At 45.1% G+C, this 18,190-nt stretch carries 19 protein-coding genes; 13 read left to right on the top strand and 6 right to left on the bottom strand.

Going from position 1 to position 18,190, the window contains the following annotated elements; translation table 11 throughout:
- The first annotated feature begins 30 nt into the window (after window positions 1–30).
- The 9 genes from RT034_RS03290 to hisD all read left to right on the top strand — a co-directional run bounded on the left by RT034_RS03290 (window position 31) and on the right by hisD (window position 6,643).
- Window positions 31–588, top strand: coding sequence for a hypothetical protein (locus RT034_RS03290; RefSeq protein WP_203172247.1), 558 nt, complete (start codon window positions 31–33; stop codon window positions 586–588).
- 7 nt (window positions 589–595) lie between these two features.
- A complete protein-coding gene (locus RT034_RS03285; protein ID WP_313013653.1) occupies window positions 596–1,000 on the top strand; it encodes a YraN family protein in 405 nt (134 codons plus the stop codon).
- A gap of 92 nt (window positions 1,001–1,092) precedes the next feature.
- Complete coding sequence (locus RT034_RS03280) at window positions 1,093–1,350, top strand: BolA/IbaG family iron-sulfur metabolism protein (RefSeq protein ID WP_065263076.1); 258 nt, start codon at window positions 1,093–1,095, stop codon at window positions 1,348–1,350.
- A 20-nt stretch (window positions 1,351–1,370) separates the two neighbouring features.
- Window positions 1,371–2,633 (top strand): UDP-N-acetylglucosamine 1-carboxyvinyltransferase, encoded by a 1,263-nt coding sequence (gene murA, locus RT034_RS03275; protein ID WP_313013649.1) that lies wholly within the window; start codon window positions 1,371–1,373, stop codon window positions 2,631–2,633.
- A complete protein-coding gene (locus RT034_RS03270; RefSeq protein WP_050324684.1) occupies window positions 2,630–3,106 on the top strand; it encodes an Lcl domain-containing protein in 477 nt (158 codons plus the stop codon). The genes murA and RT034_RS03270 overlap by 4 nt, the downstream gene beginning before the upstream one ends.
- A gap of 10 nt (window positions 3,107–3,116) precedes the next feature.
- Entirely contained in the window at window positions 3,117–3,737 is a 621-nt protein-coding gene (locus RT034_RS03265; RefSeq protein WP_050324685.1) for an Lcl C-terminal domain-containing protein, read from the top strand.
- A gap of 293 nt (window positions 3,738–4,030) precedes the next feature.
- Window positions 4,031–4,681, top strand: a complete 651-nt coding sequence (hisG, locus tag RT034_RS03260; protein ID WP_313013643.1) for an ATP phosphoribosyltransferase — start codon at window positions 4,031–4,033, stop codon at window positions 4,679–4,681.
- 16 nt (window positions 4,682–4,697) lie between these two features.
- Window positions 4,698–5,045: a gamma-glutamylcyclotransferase family protein gene (locus RT034_RS03255; protein WP_313013640.1), complete on the top strand. Its 348-nt coding sequence runs from the start codon at window positions 4,698–4,700 to the stop codon at window positions 5,043–5,045.
- Between the two features lie 302 nt (window positions 5,046–5,347).
- A complete protein-coding gene (hisD, locus tag RT034_RS03250) occupies window positions 5,348–6,643 on the top strand; it encodes a histidinol dehydrogenase (protein WP_313013636.1) in 1,296 nt (431 codons plus the stop codon).
- A gap of 74 nt (window positions 6,644–6,717) precedes the next feature.
- Here hisD and RT034_RS03245 read toward each other — a convergent pair whose 3' ends face one another.
- Together RT034_RS03245 and RT034_RS03240 are read right to left on the bottom strand one after the other, a co-directional pair.
- Window positions 6,718–7,818 (bottom strand): lipase secretion chaperone, encoded by a 1,101-nt coding sequence (locus RT034_RS03245; protein WP_313013633.1) that lies wholly within the window; start codon window positions 7,816–7,818, stop codon window positions 6,718–6,720.
- A gap of 10 nt (window positions 7,819–7,828) precedes the next feature.
- Window positions 7,829–8,878: an esterase/lipase family protein gene (locus RT034_RS03240; RefSeq protein WP_313013631.1), complete on the bottom strand. Its 1,050-nt coding sequence runs from the start codon at window positions 8,876–8,878 to the stop codon at window positions 7,829–7,831.
- A gap of 304 nt (window positions 8,879–9,182) precedes the next feature.
- Here RT034_RS03240 and RT034_RS03235 point away from each other — a divergent pair, with 304 nt between their 5' ends.
- A complete protein-coding gene (locus RT034_RS03235) occupies window positions 9,183–10,751 on the top strand; it encodes a TerC family protein (protein ID WP_313013629.1) in 1,569 nt (522 codons plus the stop codon).
- 71 nt (window positions 10,752–10,822) lie between these two features.
- Here RT034_RS03235 and RT034_RS03230 read toward each other — a convergent pair whose 3' ends face one another.
- From RT034_RS03230 to RT034_RS03220, 3 genes are read right to left on the bottom strand one after another with little or no spacing between them, the layout of a single operon-like run.
- Window positions 10,823–11,296 (bottom strand): hypothetical protein, encoded by a 474-nt coding sequence (locus RT034_RS03230; protein WP_313013626.1) that lies wholly within the window; start codon window positions 11,294–11,296, stop codon window positions 10,823–10,825.
- A gap of 52 nt (window positions 11,297–11,348) precedes the next feature.
- Entirely contained in the window at window positions 11,349–12,089 is a 741-nt protein-coding gene (locus RT034_RS03225; RefSeq protein ID WP_313013624.1) for a pantothenate kinase, read from the bottom strand.
- A gap of 26 nt (window positions 12,090–12,115) precedes the next feature.
- Window positions 12,116–13,045 carry a biotin--[acetyl-CoA-carboxylase] ligase gene (locus tag RT034_RS03220; protein ID WP_313013621.1) on the bottom strand — a complete coding sequence of 310 codons (930 nt, stop codon included), beginning with the start codon at window positions 13,043–13,045 and terminating at the stop codon, window positions 12,116–12,118.
- Window positions 13,046–13,154: 109 nt separating this feature from the next.
- Here RT034_RS03220 and RT034_RS03215 point away from each other — a divergent pair, with 109 nt between their 5' ends.
- On the top strand, window positions 13,155–13,967 hold the full coding sequence (locus RT034_RS03215; protein ID WP_313014132.1) for a sulfite exporter TauE/SafE family protein: 813 nt from the start codon (window positions 13,155–13,157) through the stop codon (window positions 13,965–13,967).
- Between the two features lie 41 nt (window positions 13,968–14,008).
- Here the strand turns inward: RT034_RS03215 and ribA are convergent, their stop codons facing one another.
- Window positions 14,009–14,650, bottom strand: coding sequence for a GTP cyclohydrolase II (ribA, locus tag RT034_RS03210; RefSeq protein WP_313013618.1), 642 nt, complete (start codon window positions 14,648–14,650; stop codon window positions 14,009–14,011).
- Window positions 14,651–15,171: 521 nt separating this feature from the next.
- On the opposite strand from ribA, the gene RT034_RS03205 reads away from it, so the two are divergent.
- Both RT034_RS03205 and RT034_RS03200 read left to right on the top strand, forming a co-directional pair.
- Window positions 15,172–17,313, top strand: coding sequence for a 1-deoxy-D-xylulose-5-phosphate synthase (locus tag RT034_RS03205; RefSeq protein ID WP_313013616.1), 2,142 nt, complete (start codon window positions 15,172–15,174; stop codon window positions 17,311–17,313).
- Between the two features lie 35 nt (window positions 17,314–17,348).
- Complete coding sequence (locus tag RT034_RS03200; protein ID WP_007115595.1) at window positions 17,349–18,182, top strand: inositol monophosphatase family protein; 834 nt, start codon at window positions 17,349–17,351, stop codon at window positions 18,180–18,182.
- Window positions 18,183–18,190: the final 8 nt, after the last annotated feature.

The following is an 18,190-nucleotide window of genomic DNA, read 5'->3' as shown; positions in this document are numbered from 1 at the left end:
AGGTGTTTTCTGCGGAAAAAAGGATTTGTCATGAAAACAATTTGCTTTGCTATTTTAAGTGTAAGTTTAATTTCAACGGCAGAGGCTTGTTTACCCTCATCCCCGGCTGATGTGTTGGTCGGACGAATTGCCAGTATCGAAAAAGGCGGTGAATTGCAACGTGAAAGCCAATCTAAGCAAGGTTTTGGCTTAAAATTCACCGATTATTACTGGGCATTTCGCACATGGCGTCAACGGCTTATTTTGCCATCGGCGCAGCGTTTTGAAGGTGTTTTTGCCATTAGCTCATTAAAACCCAACGATATCGTTGTGGCATTAGCCAGTCATTATGATGGGGGTAAACCGCATAATTACCGCATTGATAGTGTGGCAAAGCTGACTTGTCAAAACAACAAGCTGATTTTACAAAAGCCGTTGGTGATACCGGTCAGTTGGAATCGACAACAGCAACGATGTGGGATTGGTCAAAATTACTCAGGGATTTTGGATGGCTTTATCGACAACAACCAAGCCTATTATTTGGCAAAATTACAGCAAAAATACCCAACTTGTGCCGCTTTAGAAAAAACCTTTGCAACAGTAAAATAACCCAACAATGAAACTCACCGCCCCAAAACAGCGCCAAGGCGACTATTATGAAACCCTCGCCAAACACTACCTTGAAGCGCAAGGCTTAACGTTTTTTGCCAAAAACTGGCACTACAAAAACTTGGGCGAGCTTGATTTGGTGATGCTTGAGCCGACGCAAAAAATCCCTTGCCTCGTCATTGTCGAAGTGCGTCAACGAAAAGTCAGCCAATTTGGCACAAGTTTAGACAGTATCACCCCCGCCAAACAACGTAAAATCATTAAAACCACCGCAGCTTTTTTACAAGCGCATCCACAATTTGATACCTTTGACATTCGCTTTGATGTAGTAATTTATGAAGGCGTTTTAGCTGCACGGCAGGCTGTCATGCCAACGCCTACGTGGATTAAGGACGCTTTTAGCGTAAATTAAGCATTTTGTATAACGTATAAACTTAGCAAAAATTATGCTATGCTACGCAGCAAAATAGTATAATTTTACCCCTCTTTTATTAGGTATTTCCCATGAACGCACAAGATTTAATTACTTTACTACAACCCCATTTTCCGAGTGGCAAAATCGAAGCTGCCAATCAAGGCAACAAATTTGATGTGCGCGTGGTGGATGACAGCTTTGAGGGTAAACGTCCTGTCGCACGTCAACAAGCCGTATTGGGGTTGGTGTCTGATAAATTTGCGTCAGGTGAAATCCATGCACTCAATATCCAAGCGTTGACCTATGCCCAGTGGCATGAGATGCAAGCCAAACAAGCTGCGCAATAAGCCATTTTTAGGAGAAACACATGGATAAATTTTTAATCACGGGTGGCACCCAGGTCAAAGGTGAAGTGGTCATCTCTGGTGCAAAAAATGCGGCATTACCCTTGCTTGCGGCAATGATTTTGGCAGAAACCCCCGCCACCCTGCACAATGTACCGACACTCAAAGACGTCAATACCTTGGTCAAATTGATTGCGGGAACGGGTATCACCATTGAAAAGAACGGCGATACGGTGACTTGCGATACCAGTACCATCAATAGCTACTATGCCCCGTATGAGCTGGTCAAAACCATGCGTGCATCGATTTTGGTATTGGGACCGCTGCTTGCGCGCTTTGGGCAGGCTGAAGTGTCGCTACCTGGTGGCTGCGCAATTGGCTCACGCCCTGTCGACCAACATCTAAAAGCCTTGGAAGCGATGGGAGCGACCATCACCGTTGAAAATGGCTATGTCAAAGCCAAAGCACCCGCGAGCGGTCGGCTAAAAGGTTGTCATTTCACCTTTGATATGGTCACGGTTGGCGGTACTGAAAATACCATCATGGCAGCGGCATTGGCAGAAGGAACCACGCACCTAGAAAATTGTGCGCGTGAACCAGAAGTAGTTGATTTGGCTAATATGCTTGTCAAAATGGGCGCAAAAATTGAAGGCATTGGCACCGCTTATATGACCATTGAGGGCGTTGACAAATTAAATGGCTGTGAGTATTCAGTAGTACCTGACCGTATCGAAACAGGCTCATATCTTGCGCTTGCCATGATGACAGGCGGCGAAGTAACTGCCAAAAAAACCGAAGCAAGCTTGATGCAATCCGTGCTTAAAAAATTTGAAGAAATGGGCGCCCAAGTTACTGTTGGCAGCGACTGGATTAATGTCAAAATGGCAGGTCGTCCAAAAGCGGTTGATATCCGCACATTACCACACCCTGCGTTCCCAACCGATATGCAAGCCCAGCTCATGACAGTTTGCTGTATTGCAGAAGGTACCAGCACCATTATTGAAAATATTTTTGAAAATCGCTACATGCATGTCCCTGAGCTGCAACGTATGGGCGCAAATATCAAAGTCGATGGCCATACCGCTGTTGTTCAAGGCGTCGATAAACTCAATGCCGCGCCTGTCATTGCAACCGATTTACGCGCGTCTATGTCGCTGGTAATGGCAGCGGTGGCAGCCCAAGGCGAGACCTGTATCGAGCGCATTTACCACATTGACCGTGGTTATGAATATGTGGAAGATAAACTGCGCGGCTTGGGTGTAAAAATAGAAAGGATATCTGAATGAACATCAATGAAATGAACTTATGCTATAAAAAACTTGACAAAAATGGTCAACCCTTGGATTTTAATTCTAATGAATGGTATTCTGTTCAAGAAAAAAATTCTAATATAACTCAACACATTACATTTGCGAATTGTGTTTCTGATACAAAATTAACAAAAGAGGAGGCTTTAGAATATATTAATACTTTGAATAAACAAAATTATGCAGGGTTTAATGATTGGAAATTACCAATAGAAGATGATTTTTATAGCTTTCTTAAGAGTATGGGTGAATTTTCTGTTGAAAAATATAAAGTGATTTTCCAACAGTCAGATGTTGAAATGCAGTTTTGGACAGCTACGTCAATTGATACTATTTTAAATAATGAAACTCATGTAAAAATTTTATCAATTGAAAATGATAAATACTCATATATTATGCCTGAAACATCAGGTAAATTTTTTGTAAGAGCTTGTAGAAAAACCAATCTTTAGGAGAAGGATCATGACAAAATTTGATTTTAAAAATATTAAGCCTGTTGATGTAAAAGCAGAAGCACTTGAGCAAAATAGAAGTTCGTTATCCAATCGCTTTGTTAAAGCAGATTTGGACGGTAAAGAATTACTCTTTGAGGCAACCCAATGGGCGACCCTTACTGATAAAGAAACAGGATTGATGTGGGTCAATAACTGGAATGCGGATGACACCTTTCCTGTCTGTCAAGTAAAATGGTTTCAAACAGGTGATAAATTTTGTGATAGAAATCATGACGACACATGGAACAATGGCTATAACACCGAAAACTGGATTACCACCATTAACCGTCATGGTTGGGCTGGGCATAACGATTGGCGATTACCGACGATTGATGAATTAAAAACGTTAATGTTGCAAATCAGCCATGCTGGCAAAACAGAATTTGATAAAGTCAACTATGACCAACTATTTTCAGATGACAATAAGAATGGTCTGTTTTGGTCGTCTTCGCTTAGTGACAGTAACCCCTATTTTCCTAGTGATGATAGTGTGAAGGTAGTGGACTTCAATCATGGTAGTGTCGACAACTCCATCGAGAAGTCCTATAAGTTCGATAGCCATTATGTGCGCGCTGTGCGGTCAGTTTAGTTTTTGATTTTGGAATTTTCGTCCGATAATTAGAAATTTTTTTCAAATTTGAGTCTAAACCAGAACGAGTGAAAAATTAAAGTTTAAGGATAAATAAAGACTTACATTTTAGAATTGCACGAAGTTAAGGAAGAAAATGTGGCTATAGTTGAACAGCAACACAATATCAAATTAGCTGTTTTTATCGTTAAATTGATTTAGTCAGCAAAGCCCTTGCTTTTCTTTTACTAAGAATGGCAAGCTAATGAAGAATATAACCGTGAAAATTCTTATTTTTTAATAGACTAAAAACCATGACAGACACTTACAACGGCTTAACCTTAGCGTTATCCAAAGGGCGAATCTTAAAAGATACCTTGCCCCTGCTAAAAAAGGCAGGTATCGAACTACTTGAAGACCCAGAAGAATCACGTAAACTTATTTTCCCGACCACGCATGCTGATGTGCGGATTTTGATTTTACGCGCCAGTGACGTGCCAACCTATGTGGAGCATGGGGCGGCGGATTTTGGGGTGGCGGGTAAAGATGTGCTGATGGAGCATGGCTCAAGCAATTTATATGAATTGCTTGACCTACAAATTGCCAAATGCCGTTTGATGACGGCAGGTAAAGTGGGGCTACAATTACCCAGTCGTCGTCTTCGAATTGCTACCAAATATGTCAATGTGACGCGCGCGTTTTTTGCCAGTCGCGGTGAACAAGTGGATGTGATTAAACTCTATGGTTCGATGGAACTTGCGCCCTTGGTGGGCTTGGGTGATTTGATTGTGGATGTGGTCGATACCGGTAATACCTTAAAAGCCAATGGTCTAGAGCCGCGACAAGAGATTTGCCAAGTCTCTTCGCGTTTGATTGTCAATCAGGTCAGTTATAAACGCAAATTTGCGCTGCTTGAGCCCATCATCGAAAGCTTCAAACAAAGCATCGCTGATAACAGCCAGTAATGGTTCAAAAATCACCATGATGCAGCATCTTTTTGTGTATGGCACGCTAGCGCCCAATCGCGACAACCACGCTATCATGACACCCATCAACAATGGCAGTTGGCAGCCTGCGACTATTCGTGGGCATTTGATGCCAGATGGCGGTTGGGGTTCGGCACTCGGATTTCCTGCAGTCATCCCAGATGAACAAGGCGACATGGTAGCGGGCTTAGTGTTTTCGTCGGATGATTTGGTCAATCATTGGGCGCGGCTAGATGAGTTTGAAGGTGAAGCCTATCAGCGCATTGAAGTAACCGCCACGCTTGATAATGGTGCAAAAATCCAAACCTTTGTGTATGCACTCGACAATCTACAGCATTATTGAAGCTGGCTATGCCGATTAAAACATGGAAGATGAAAACATGGAAAACTAGAACATTGAAGATTAAAAAAAGACGTTATTAAGACGTCTTTTTTTAACTGGGTGAATTTTAACTGGGCGAAAACTAAAAGCGGTGACGGGTTGGCTCAGTTTAGCTGATTTTGATGCGTCGATTTTGATGCGCTAGCTTTGATGCGCGAATTTTGATGGGTTGGCGAATGGCTGTGCAGGCTAAAAAGCCGCTTTCATCCATGATAAAATTTGTTATGCTATGGGTTAGTCATTTTTATTTTTAGGGGAATACCATGCGATTATTAAATAGCCAACAAGCCAGTTTTGCGCAGGAATTGACAGAGCTGCTTGCTTTTGAAACGGTAAATGATCCAGCGCTACTGGCTACGGTCGATGATATTATCGCGCAAGTGCGTCAGGGTGGGGATGAGGTGGTGTTAAAGCTGACCCAACAATTTGACAACCATCCTGCCAAAACTTTTGCTGAGCTAGAAATTTCACAAGAAAAGCTCAAACAAGCATTTGATGGGTTAAATCCTGCAATCAAGCAAGCGCTTGAACTGGCGGCACAGCGCGTCACATCTTTTCACGAGCGCCAACGGCAAGAAAGCTGGACGTATCAAGATGCGCTAGGTAATACGCTTGGACAACAAGTTACGCCACTCGATAAAGTGGGTATTTATGTGCCAGGTGGGCTGGCAAGTTACCCCTCCAGCGTCCTGATGAATGCGTTACCCGCCAAAGTGGCAGGGGTCGGGCAAATTATCATGGTGGTGCCTGCCCCTCATGGTGAACTAAATCCCTTGGTATTGGCGGCCGCTTATTTGGCGGGTGTCGATAAAGTCTTTACCATTGGGGGCGCGCAAGCGGTGGCAGCGTTGGCTTATGGTACTAACACCATCCCACAAGTCGATAAAATCACAGGACCTGGCAACAAATACGTGGCAGCCGCCAAACGCGCCGTGTTTGGGCAAGTGGGCATTGATATGATTGCAGGCCCCTCGGAAGTACTGGTATATGCCGAAGGTGTGGCAAATGATAAAGCCGACTGGTTAGCCATGGATTTATTATCGCAAGCTGAGCATGACACCGTCGCACAAGCGATTTTTGTCACCCCATCTGAGCCATTACTCAAAAAAGTTGCGCAGGAAATCGAAAAAGCCTTAGCAGATTTGCCAAAAGCTGAAATTGCTAAAGCGGCGATTGCCAACCGTGGCGCGCTGATTTTGGTGAAAGACCGAGCAGAGGGTATTGAGGTGATTAACCGCATTGCGCCGGAGCATTTGGAATTGTCGGTAGATGACCCAGAAGCGATGGTCAAAGATGTCCGTCATGCGGGCGCTATCTTTATGGGTCGCTATACCCCTGAAGCAATTGGCGATTATTGCGCTGGGCCTAATCACGTGTTGCCAACGTCAGGTACCGCACGCTTTAGTTCACCGCTCGGCGTATATGATTTTCAAAAGAAATCTTCGATTATTTATTGTAGCGAGCAAGGTAGCCAAACGCTGGCAAAAACTGCCGATATATTGGCGGTGGAAGAAAATTTGGATGCCCACGCGCGTTCAGCCCGTTACCGTGTAAAATAAGCTCAAACGCGCCTGTGGTAATTCAACAGCTTATGGCAATTCAACAGGGCATTTAACTCATTTTAACGGGGAAGTTAACGTTGCTTTGTCAATACATCGAGGCGTAGCCGTTCTTCAGGCGTAAACATCGTCTGCTGTAATGCCACAATTTGTTGCTGTGCTTGCGGCACATTACCCAACTTGCTCAATATTTGGTTAGACTGTGTCTGATAAGTTGCCACACGCTGCGCAAATTGCGCTTCGGATTGGTCAAGCTGCTCAAGCCGTTTGACCGCTTCAGGGGAGACGTATTGACTACGCATGGCATTGATTTGGCTTTGCGTAGCCCCTTGCTGCTGCATTTGCTGCGTTTGCGCTAATAACTTGTCAATATTGCGCTGCTGGGTTAGCTTTGTCTGTAGATTTGGGTCTTTAACACTGGCGATATAGGCAGTTTGCGCCTTATCAATGATGGCTTGGCGCTGGTCATTGCTCAGTTGCGCGTTTTGGTTGGCTTCGACGACCGTCATGTTGTAGTCATTGAGGGCTTGTTCATCCCCAAAAAAGGCTTCACGGGTTTTGGCGTCAAAATAGCGGGCTTGCAGCTGTTGTACTGCGCGTAATTGGTTCCTAATGGCAGATAAATCTAATGCGCTGACGTTGGGATTGGACTGTGCTTTAGGCTTATCTAGCTGGCTGACAGCAGTCAAATAGGTTAGATAATTTTGAAAAATGTTAACCGCTTGGCTTGCGGCAGGCTCAGGCGTATGTTCACGAATATACACAATCACCCGTTGTTCAATCTGGCTTAACGGCTCTTCCCCTTGTGCTGACAAAAAATAATCAAACAGTCGGCGCAAACCGGCGGTCACCACCAATTGCTTGTTTTCATCGATAATAATTTCGCCATCGACTTGGGTGCCTTGTAGTGATTTGGGCAGCGATGTGGGTGAGGCGTTAGCGTTCGCGCTGACGGAGGATGCATTGGCGAGCGTGATGGTTTGATTGGAGGGCATTACACCAGATGGCATCGTACTAGCAGCATCATGCTGTAAATTATTGGCTGTTTTGACAGCGTCCTTAGGTTTTAACCAGAGTATGCAAGCTATCAATAATGCGATGATGCCACTGGCTAATACGATTATTAGCCAGGTTATCGGTCGTTGGTTTGTGTCAGGGTTATTTGAAGGAACCATAGGCATAAGCTTACAACGATTGACCTTTTAAGCGATTGACTTGGTTGCGATAGACAGTCAATGGATTGGTATCTAGCAAACTGACAATGCCAAATACCTGATTCACTGAATCCATGTGGTTCATTTTATAGTTATCACGAATCACTTCGCCGAGACGACTTGAACAGGGTGAGACAAGACCATCATTCGCTTCGCCATTGAATGATAAACCCGTCAACCCCAACACTGCATCAGACGGATCGACAAGCATGGTCATAGTTTGGGCGCCACTAAATGAGTAGTAACGTACATTATTGACCACCGTGTTTTTTGGGTATCCACAATAACTGGTCGGCATGGCTGCAGGGAATTTTTGGTTAAATTTGGCTGCATAATTGGTGGTGAGTGCATTGACGGCTGCCCAGCCATCTTGCTGCTGTAGTTGATTGAGCGGCACGCCAGATCCGATGTCCATCACACCGCCCACCAATTCAAAAAACTTGATTGCCATTAAAGAGGCGGTATTAAATTCGCCAGCGGGTAAGCCATCAGCCGCGCTGCCTTCAGTCACCATTTTGACCGTCCAATCCGCCATTTTTGAGCCTTGCTCAGGGCTGGAAATCGCCGTCACAGATGAGACTAGCGATGGCGCAACCCCCGCCACATAGCGAATATCAATCCCACCATGGCTATGACCGATTAAGTTAACCTTCGGGCTGCCGGTGATGGCAATGATGGTTTTGACTTGTTGCAGTAGCTGCTCACCGCGTACTTCGGTGTCATTGACACTTGATGTCTTGGTCACATACACACTGGCGCCATTTTTGGTGAGATCTTGAGGAATGCCATTAAAATAATCGACCAAACCAAACATTTTGCTCCAGCCCCCAAGCCCATGAGCAAGTACGATAGGGTATTTGGTTTTTGCATAATCTGAGGTGGCGGTGAGGGAGGGGACTGCGACACAGCCAGTGGCATTGGCACAGTTGTAATAGCTTGAGGCATAAGAAGACGCAGAAAATGCGATGGAAGAAAAAAGCAATCCTTTGGCGGCACGGCGCATAAAGCGATGATTTGACATATACTTATCCTTGTAAAGTCATAATGAAGTTTCGCTGTCCTATGGATTAATTTAACCTAAATCAAGAATTTGTGAATCAAATGAAATGACTGATCAGTATATTTTTCTGCAATGTCAGTGGATGCAGTAGCTATGTAAGGTTACAGGTAAAGTGGTGTATTGGCACAATTGGCGTGCCATCTACAAAAGCAGACACAAATTATCATTGATTTTTTGCTATGATTTGCTAAGGTAACGGCTGATTTTTCGTTTTTGCTGTTTGTTGATTTTTTGCCCCTCATAATAAGAGAATAACTGACCCACTATGTTAGAACTACTATCTGACCCGTCCGCGTGGCTAAGCCTTGCGACGCTTGTCATTCTTGAGATTGTTTTAGGTATTGATAATCTTGTCTTTATTGCCATTTTAGCCAATAAACTCCCGCCGCATCAGCGCGCTAAAGCCCGAAATTTAGGTCTTGGCTTGGCATTGGTCATGCGGCTGTTCTTATTGTCGATTATGTCATGGCTCATTACCTTAACCGATCCTGTTGTCACCTTGGGAAATTTTGATTTATCGGTTCGCGACATTATTTTATTGGTAGGCGGGGTGTTCTTGCTGTTTAAAGCAACCACTGAGCTGCATGAGCGGCTGGAAGGAAAACCTGAGCATACCAACCAAAGCAAAGTGCAAGCAGGGTTTATCGCGGTTGTTGCACAGATTGTGATTTTAGATGCGGTATTCTCGTTTGATGCGGTGATTACCGCTGTAGGCATGGCAAAACACCTTGAAATCATGATGGCGGCAGTGATCATTGCCATGGCATTGATGGTGGCTGCCTCTAAAGCGCTCACGGAGTTTGTCGGTCGTCATCCGACGGTAGTGATTTTATGCTTAAGTTTCCTACTGATGATTGGCTTTAGCTTGATTGTTGAAGGACTAGGCTTTCATATGCCAAAAGGTTACTTGTATGCGGCGATTGCGTTCTCAATTTTAATTGAAGCGTTTAACCAAGTAGCCAAACGCAATAAAACCAAATATGAAAATCAAATTCCAATTCGTGACCGTACCGCGGATGCGATTTTACGTTTAATGGGTGGTAAAACCGAAGAAGCGGTTACCCCAGAGAATAATTCAGAACATTTTGATTTTGATAGTATGCCCTTTGCGCAAGAAGAGCGTTATATGATTAGTGGTGTACTGGCACTAAATGAGCGCGATGTACATACCATCATGACGCCGCGCAATGATATCTCTTGGGTCAATATCAACGGTAGCCGCGAAGAAATGCGCGCGCAATTGCTTGATACGCCGCATAGCTTGTTCCCTGTGTGCCGAGATACCATTGATAAAGTGCTCGGGGTAGTACGCGCCAAAGACTTTTTGGATTTGCTCGATAACAATGTCGCAGATATTGAAACCGCCATTAAACCCTTACTTAACAAGCAGCAGCCTGTGTTTGTGTCAGAGAGCATTGACAATCTAAAACTGCTCAATATGCTCAAAAAAGCCAAAGGTAATTTGGCAATGGTGATTGATGAATACGGTCAAGTCGCAGGGCTAGTGACACCACTTGATGTGCTAGAGGCGATTGCAGGTGAGTTCCCTGATGAAGATGAAACCTTAGAAATTATCCCCTATGATGATTATTGGATTGTGGAAGGTACGGCAAGCTTGCACCAACTACGTTTGGAGCTTGACGATCCAGATTTGCTACTAGATGCCGATCAGTTCACCATTGGCGGGTATTTGATTTCGCAGTTGACCGATCTCCCAGAAGTCAATCAAACCATTGATATCGGTGCCTATAAGTTTACCATTCTAGAAACTTCAACATCGCGCATTTTGAAATTAAAAGTTGAACGTGAAGCCCCGATGGTGGCAACGGTTTAAATCACTGATTAGGTATAAAAAAAGGGGCAATTAACCCCTTTTTTTTTATTACTTTTTTAGGGGTATAACAATTAAGGAATTTGCTTAATCGTCAAGGTGATAGTAGGCAAATTGCTCGTTGAGGTGGTAGCAGATTGACTGGACACAGGCGTGGATGATAGCGCAGTCAAGGTAATATCCATATTGGCAAAACGCTGCGTTTGACGCAAGTCACCGCGCAAAGCCCCAATCGATAGATTGAGAGTTTGTGGGCGAGAGGTGGTTGTCATAGCCGTGACCGCTACCGTGGCATTGCCTGCCCAAATACACTGTACGCCTGTGGCACAGCGGCTATCATTGAGCACTTTATCAAAAGTCAGATTTAGCTGGTGTTCTTTAACAAAGATGTTTTGACCCAGCGCAAGCGTGACCGTGCGAGTGGCATTGGCGGGTTGGTTGACTGTTGAAGGCGTTGGCTTGGCGGGCAACGTAGGCGCAGTCATACAGGCGGTTAATAGGCTCGTAGTGAGTAAGGCGATACTTGTGGTTTGAATGGTTTTTTTCATCGGTGATTTCCTTTTTTTCTTAACGGTTAATTTTTAGTTTTGGTTTTTATTTCTAGTTATTAGTGTTATTTTTGGCGGCAAAAAAACGCTGTAGTCCCGCCAATACCAAGTCTTGCCGAATTTCCACGCTGGCTGATAGGTGCGGCTCAAAAGTATGGGCATCACCGCCTGTCATGGTGATTTCAAATTGTGGGTAGCGATGAATGGTTTCATTGATGGCCCCAACAATGGATAACATAATACCATGATGCACCGCGTCTTGGGTATTGGTGCCTGAATCTATACTATCAAAAGTGCCATCAATAATACTAATCTGGCGCGTTCCTGAGAATAGCGACTCGCGCTGCAAATAGATACTGGGAAAAATATAGCCCCCCAAGTGATGACCCTGATCGACCAAATCAATGGTAACGGCAGTGCCGCAGCCAATCACGCATTGTTTTTTGCTAGGTTCGATGATACCGAGCATTTGTAGCCAGCGGTCAACGCCAAGTTGGGCGGGGTTATAGTCGCTTGACATCAGCGCGTGCTTGGCATGGACTTGGGCAAATTCAAACGGTTTTTGCAATCGCTCTAGGCTCTCGGCAACGTGATTATTGACGGCTTGTCCAAGTACGGATGACACCCCGATAAAGTCAGGATTGAGTCGTTCAAGCCGAAAGGTCAACCCTTTGAGCAATTCAGCAGGGGCTTGCAAATGCTGCTCAGCCGCATGATCGAGCACTTGACCGCTATCGTCCGTGAGCCAATATTTTAAGCGGGTATTACCCAAATCTAGCCAAAGTTTTGTCATAAATAATAGCCTTTGAATGGGGTGTTTTATTTGTGTTTATTTGCCTGCAACGATGAAACGGTTGAATCCAAAACTTGAATGGTGCCTGTCCAAATCGTTTGTGTGCTGCCATCTGCTTGCTCAATCAGTAGACAGCCTTGCGCGTCGATACCTGCTGCAATGCCTGTTATTGATTGCTCAGATAAGGCGTTATGAATTTGCAAATGCTTGTTTTTTAATACGTCTCTTTGCGCAAAATCATGGATAAATTGCTGGCTTGCTTCAGCCGCTTGCAGCTGATTAAATTGCCCAATCGCATTAGCTATGGCATCGCTAACAGGCTGATAAAAATCACGGGGCTGTAAGCGCTGCGCTGTCAAATCTTGCAAGCTTACCGCTTGGTAGTTTAAGCCTTCTTGGGTTTGCTCGGTCAGCACAGGGGCATGGGCAATATTGACCCCCACACCGATGACGACCCCTATCATGTGACCTGCGACATTGACAGGCTCTATCAAAATACCCGAGAGTTTTTGAAATTGGTCAGGTAGGTTGTCTTGTGGTTGATAAAAACCCACATCGTTCACCCATTTGACGCCAATGGTTGGCAAATGCTTTGCCAGTCTTGTTTGATTGATGGCTTCTATGATAGGGATTTGACTGAGCTGATAGCCCACGCACAGTGACAAGCGACCATCTAATCGATAAGATAAGCAAAGATTTTGCGACAATGCATAGGCTTGCGTCGGCACATACAGCGATAAATAAACATTGCCTAGCGGTGATTGCCATGTTCTGCCATGTTGACCACGTCCGCCTGATTGGGTGTCGGCAGTGAGTAAATGGGGTCGGCTAAAATGCGGTCGGTTATGGTCGGTGGGCGACTGCTCTTGATAGCTTAGCACCATCCACTCAATCAGCTGGCTGTTGGTTGAGTGGGTGCTAGCTAAGTGGGTATGGCAAAGCGAATCAATTTTCATGAGGATGGGTACGTAGGGTCGGGTTCATAAGCTTAGGCACAATGTTACAAACGTCAAAAAGATAAGTTTGCTATACTAACGCTATTTTTAATCAAAGGAAATGCAAAAAATGATGTATCTGTGGTTTTTGCTGGCGGGGGCATTTGCTGGCACTTGTGCGGGTCTGTTTGGCGTCGGTGGCGGATTGATTATCGTACCTGTGCTGATGGCGATTTTTAAAGCGTATGGCTATCCAAGCGACGTCATTACCCATTTGGCGGTAGGGACATCGCTTGCCACGATTGTGGTGACATCGATAAGCTCCATGCAATCGCACAATAAGCGCGGTGGCGTGCGCTGGGATGTATGGCGCAATATGTCGATTGGCTTGGTGGTCGGTAGTTTTGTTGGTGCTTATATCGCAGATTTATTGCATGGTAAGGTCTTGGCGTTTTTGATTGCTGGAATGGCGCTGTTTATGGGGCTAAAAATGCTTCTGGCTAAAAAATCGGAAGTTGTTGCGACTACTCACTTGCCATCCGCTGCTGTGCAAACAGGGGTCGGGGGCTTGATTGGCGCAGCATCGGCGATTTTTGGTATTGGCGGTGGCAGTTTTACCGTGCCTTTTTTGAGCCGTTTTGGTTTGACCATGCAACAAGCGGTGGGTACGTCAGCAGCCTGTGGCTTACCGATTGCCATTGCAGGGGCGCTCGGGTTTATGTTCTTTGGTAAAGACGTACAGGGCTTGCCCGCTGAGGCGATTGGCTTTGTGCATATCACTGCGTTTTTGTGTATTTCAGTGATGAGTTATTTATTTGCCAAAGTGGGGGCAAAATTGGCGCACCAATTGCCTGCCAATACCTTAAAGCGCATGTTCGGTGGTTTGCTGCTGATTGTGGGAGCAAAAATGATGCTGGGCGCGCTTGGGATTAATTTATGGTAAAAATAAACAATGGGTTTTGTATCATGTCATGAGAGTGAATTTTATAATCCATTCTCAATCATATGCCCCATACGCGCTTTTTTGGTGTTGAGGTAGGCTTCATTGTGGGGGTTGACACCCACCAACAGCGGCACGCGCGCTACCACCTCAATACCAATATCATTGAGATAGTCAATTTTGTTGGGGTTATTGGTTATCAGCTTTACCTTATCCACACCGACATGCTCAAGCATCGGCTTGCACATTTCATAGGTGCGAGCATCGGCAGGTAAATCGAGCAGCAAATTGGCATCAAGCGTATCATGACCTTGGTCTTGCAACGCATAGGCACGGATTTTATTGGTCAGTCCAATCCCGCGCCCTTCTTGGCGCAAATATAAAATCGCCCCGCAGCCGCCATTTTTAGCATAAGCTTGAATCATCTGCATGGTGGCGTTGAGCTGGGGACCGCAGTCGCATTTAAGCGAACTAAAGGCATCCCCTGTCAAACATTCGCTATGAATGCGTACCAATGGGATTTTGGATTTATCAGCCGTGGGCAAGCCAACCGTCAGCATGACGTGTTCATTTTTGCGATTGCCAAGCGCATCGCGTGCGGTGTCGTCGGTATCTTCAAACACATGAATGTCAAATAACCCATGCGCTGTTGGTAAGGTTGCTTGCGTGATAAATTGATACGACACCCACTACTCCAAAAAAATGTCCAACTGACCCAAATAACTGAACCAAGTCGGTAAACCCAAAAATAAAAGTGCCCTTTACATGAAGGCATTGATTAAAATATCAAGAAGGATAGCGTCATTACGCATCTTATCAATAAGCCGCAAGCTAGGCTCACATGCTATATGACGCAACTTTTTTGTCAAAATTTATCAAAAATTCAAGGCGCTAAGCTAAACTTTATAGAAGCTATAAGATACAATCTAAAATAGCGAGGTTTGATGTTTAATCAACAAAAAAATGCTATTATGCCACATTCATGCGCCACATTGGCAATTCAAAGCTGGTAATGCTAGCTTAGTCACCTCGATTTTCAAGCGCCCAACGCTTTGGCAGTCTGTCAACTTTGTGCCCGTATCTTGTGCCAATTTTGTGCCAACAATAAGGTGTTAATAGTCATTGTGCGTTTTACCATTTATTTTTTTCACCTGTGTTAACAAGGCTCATCGAGTGCCTGTAAGCAATGAAAAGTGTCAGCCAAGATATGTCAAAAACTAAAATAGCTAACCAAAACTACTCATTAAAAAACTTTGATACCATCCCTATGCTAAAGCCGCATACGCCGCTGCTCGATGGGGTGGACAGTCCTAACGACCTAAAAAAAATGAGTACCGCGCAATTGCAGCAATTAGCCGATGAACTGCGCGAGTTTTTGCTGTATACAACGGGCGTCAGCGGCGGGCATTTTGGTTCTAACCTTGGCGTCGTTGAGCTGACCATTGCACTGCATTATGTCTTTAACTCACCCAAAGACCAAATTGTCTGGGACGTAGGGCACCAAGCCTATCCCCACAAAATTTTAACGGGTCGCCGTGACAAGCTTACCACCATTCGTAGCCAACATGGGCTGACTGCCTTCCCTGAGCGTCATGAGTCTGAGTATGATACTTTTGGCGTTGGGCATTCATCGACGGCGATTTCTGCAGGGCTAGGCATGTCGCTTGCTATGCGCTATTTAGGCAAACGTGACAAAGTGGTTAGCATCGTCGGTGATGGTGCTATGACAGGCGGCATGGCGTTTGAAGCGATGAATGACGCGGTGCAGCAAAATGCCGATTTGATTGTGGTGCTCAACGATAATGACATGTCAATCTCACAGGCAACGGGCGGATTTTCTAAACATTTAGCCACCCTCTGGCAGCGTGGTTTGGCAGTCGATATCGATAAAAACGGTGATGCTATTTTTACCAAGCGCGTCATCTCTAGTGAAGACCGCCGTATTCGTCATTATTTGCACATGGCAAACGAAGCCTTAGATGATTGGACCTCGCGCCTGCCCAATAAAATTGTCGAAAAATTGGCAGAAAAAGGTATTCCTAAACCCTCTCAGTTAGAGACATTACCTGAGAAAATCGCCAATAAACTCATTGATGAAGTGTTTCCCGAAAACTTATTTAAAGCCATCGGCTTTCAGTATTTTGGACCATTTGATGGGCATGATGTTGCCAAATTGACGCAGGTATTTGAACGGGTCAAGCAGTTACAAGGTGCGGTACTCGTCCATGTACATACGGTCAAAGGTAAAGGCTTTTTACCTGCAGAATGCGACCCGATTACTTATCATGCCATTACCAAACTTAAAAAAATCAACCCAGCGCAAGAAAAATCTGTGCCAGTTGACAGCCAAAAGCCAGTGCCTACTCCCGCCAAAAAATACTCGCAAGTGTTTGGTGAGTTTATCTGCGATAAAGCCGCCACTGACAAACAATTGATGGCAATTACCCCGGCGATGGCTGAAGGCTCAGGTATGACCGAATTTGCCAAGCGCTTTGCCAGCCAATTCTTTGATGTGGCGATTGCCGAGCAACATGCAGTGACGCTAGCGGGCGGTATGGCGACCCAAGGCGTCAAACCGATTGTCGCGATTTACTCCACATTTTTACAACGTGGCTATGACCAACTGATTCACGATGTGGCTTTGCAAAATTTGGATGTCATGTTCGCCATTGACCGTGCGGGCTTGGTCGGTGAAGACGGCGCGACCCATGCGGGGGTGTTTGACATCGCTTTTATGCGAACTGTGCCTAATATGGTGATTGCTTGTCCCAAAGATGAGAATGAATGCTATAACTTACTCAATACCTGTTATGAACATATTGGACCCTCTGCGGTGCGTTATCCACGTGGCAATGGCATTGGGGCAGAGATTGATAAAAACCAAGCGATGTATCCAATCGGTAAGGCACAACTAGAGCAGACTATTGATGCTACTGCAGCCGGTACGAGCAACGTAGAGAAAAAAGTTGCGGTGCTTGCTTTTGGTACCATGGTAAAGACAGCGGTCACGGCGTGTCAAAACTTAGCCGAAACTTACCCAACGACGACGTTTTTTGTTTATAATATGCGGTTTGTTAAACCGTTAGACAGCGAATTACTGGATACTCTATTGGCGCAAAACTGCTCCATTGTTACCCTTGAAGAACACCAAATCATGGGCGGTGCCGGTAGTGCGGTCAATGAATACCTCGTTGCTCAAGCAGCAAAAACAAGCCAAACCTTGCCAACGCTACTTAATATCGGTATCCCCGATAAATATATCGCGCATGGCAGCCCTGAGCAGCAATTAGCCGATTGTGGGCTAGATGTCGCGGGTGTGGTCAAACAGATGCAAACGATTTTGTCATAAATTTTAGATTTTTATCCTTCAACAAAAGGTCAATTATGGAACCGATGGTCGTCATGGCAGCCCGCGCTGCACAAAAAGTAGGTCAAGAGATTTTAAATGCACACAACAATCGCCACAAGCTAGAGTTCACGATTGAAAGCAAAGGCTTAGATGGTTTGGTGACCCAAATCGACCGTTACAGCGAAGAATTATTGATCGCGATGCTCAAAGAAAGCTACCCAACCCACTCATTTTTGGGTGAAGAATTTGGGCTACAAGAAGGCAAGGGCAATGATAAAGACTGGTGCTGGGTCATTGATCCATTAGATGGTACCCACAATTTTATTCATGGTTTGCCGCATTTTTGTGTCTCAATCGGCGTGCAAAAAAATGGCGTCACCGAACATGGCATCATCTATGACCCAGTGCGTGATGAGATGTTCTCAGCCAGTCGTGGTAAAGGCGCGCGTCTCAACCAACGCCGTATCAGCGTCAGTGAGCATAAAACCATTGATGGCGGCTTTTTTACCACAGGTCATCCGCTTGAGCGTAACCGCGCGGAAGGTAAAGTATCGTATGCCAAGGAGCATTTTGAAAGCTTACAAAAAATCTGCGAACAAGGCGGTCAAGTGCGCCGTGTGGGTTCAGCCGCGTTGGATTTGGCATATGTAGCAGCGGGACGGTTTGATGGTTATTTTGAAATGTCTATCAAACCTTGGGATATCTGTGCCGGTGAATTGATTGTCACTGAAGCACGCGGTACTGTGGTTGACCATACAGGCGCACACAATGCAATGCAAACAGGTTCTATCTTTGCGGCAAATATCAAACTGTTAAAACCATTGATGCAAACCGTGGTGCCAGTTTGGGGCAGTGCCGTAAAAGGCTGATGTTACTG

This window comes from Moraxella sp. CTOTU48841 (genome assembly GCF_032061225.1).
GTDB lineage: Bacteria > Pseudomonadota > Gammaproteobacteria > Pseudomonadales > Moraxellaceae > Faucicola > Faucicola cinerea.
This window is presented reverse-complemented; position numbering and strand designations above follow the sequence as displayed.

Excerpts from the sequence above, each read along its gene's own strand:
- RT034_RS03290 (WP_203172247.1), top strand. The coding sequence starts at position 31 with ATGAAAACAATTTGCTTTGCTATTTTAAGTGTAAGTTTAATTTCAACG.
- RT034_RS03285 (WP_313013653.1), top strand. The coding sequence starts at position 596 with ATGAAACTCACCGCCCCAAAACAGCGCCAAGGCGACTATTATGAAACC.
- RT034_RS03280 (WP_065263076.1), top strand. The coding sequence starts at position 1,093 with ATGAACGCACAAGATTTAATTACTTTACTACAACCCCATTTTCCGAGT.
- murA (WP_313013649.1), top strand. The coding sequence starts at position 1,371 with ATGGATAAATTTTTAATCACGGGTGGCACCCAGGTCAAAGGTGAAGTG.
- RT034_RS03270 (WP_050324684.1), top strand. The coding sequence starts at position 2,630 with ATGAACATCAATGAAATGAACTTATGCTATAAAAAACTTGACAAAAAT.
- RT034_RS03265 (WP_050324685.1), top strand. The coding sequence starts at position 3,117 with ATGACAAAATTTGATTTTAAAAATATTAAGCCTGTTGATGTAAAAGCA.
- hisG (WP_313013643.1), top strand. The coding sequence starts at position 4,031 with ATGACAGACACTTACAACGGCTTAACCTTAGCGTTATCCAAAGGGCGA.
- RT034_RS03255 (WP_313013640.1), top strand. The coding sequence starts at position 4,698 with ATGATGCAGCATCTTTTTGTGTATGGCACGCTAGCGCCCAATCGCGAC.
- hisD (WP_313013636.1), top strand. The coding sequence starts at position 5,348 with ATGCGATTATTAAATAGCCAACAAGCCAGTTTTGCGCAGGAATTGACA.
- RT034_RS03245 (WP_313013633.1), bottom strand. The coding sequence starts at position 7,818 with ATGGTTCCTTCAAATAACCCTGACACAAACCAACGACCGATAACCTGG.
- RT034_RS03240 (WP_313013631.1), bottom strand. The coding sequence starts at position 8,878 with ATGTCAAATCATCGCTTTATGCGCCGTGCCGCCAAAGGATTGCTTTTT.
- RT034_RS03235 (WP_313013629.1), top strand. The coding sequence starts at position 9,183 with ATGTTAGAACTACTATCTGACCCGTCCGCGTGGCTAAGCCTTGCGACG.
- RT034_RS03230 (WP_313013626.1), bottom strand. The coding sequence starts at position 11,296 with ATGAAAAAAACCATTCAAACCACAAGTATCGCCTTACTCACTACGAGC.
- RT034_RS03225 (WP_313013624.1), bottom strand. The coding sequence starts at position 12,089 with ATGACAAAACTTTGGCTAGATTTGGGTAATACCCGCTTAAAATATTGG.
- RT034_RS03220 (WP_313013621.1), bottom strand. The coding sequence starts at position 13,045 with ATGAAAATTGATTCGCTTTGCCATACCCACTTAGCTAGCACCCACTCA.
- RT034_RS03215 (WP_313014132.1), top strand. The coding sequence starts at position 13,155 with ATGATGTATCTGTGGTTTTTGCTGGCGGGGGCATTTGCTGGCACTTGT.
- RT034_RS03205 (WP_313013616.1), top strand. The coding sequence starts at position 15,172 with ATGTCAAAAACTAAAATAGCTAACCAAAACTACTCATTAAAAAACTTT.
- RT034_RS03200 (WP_007115595.1), top strand. The coding sequence starts at position 17,349 with ATGGAACCGATGGTCGTCATGGCAGCCCGCGCTGCACAAAAAGTAGGT.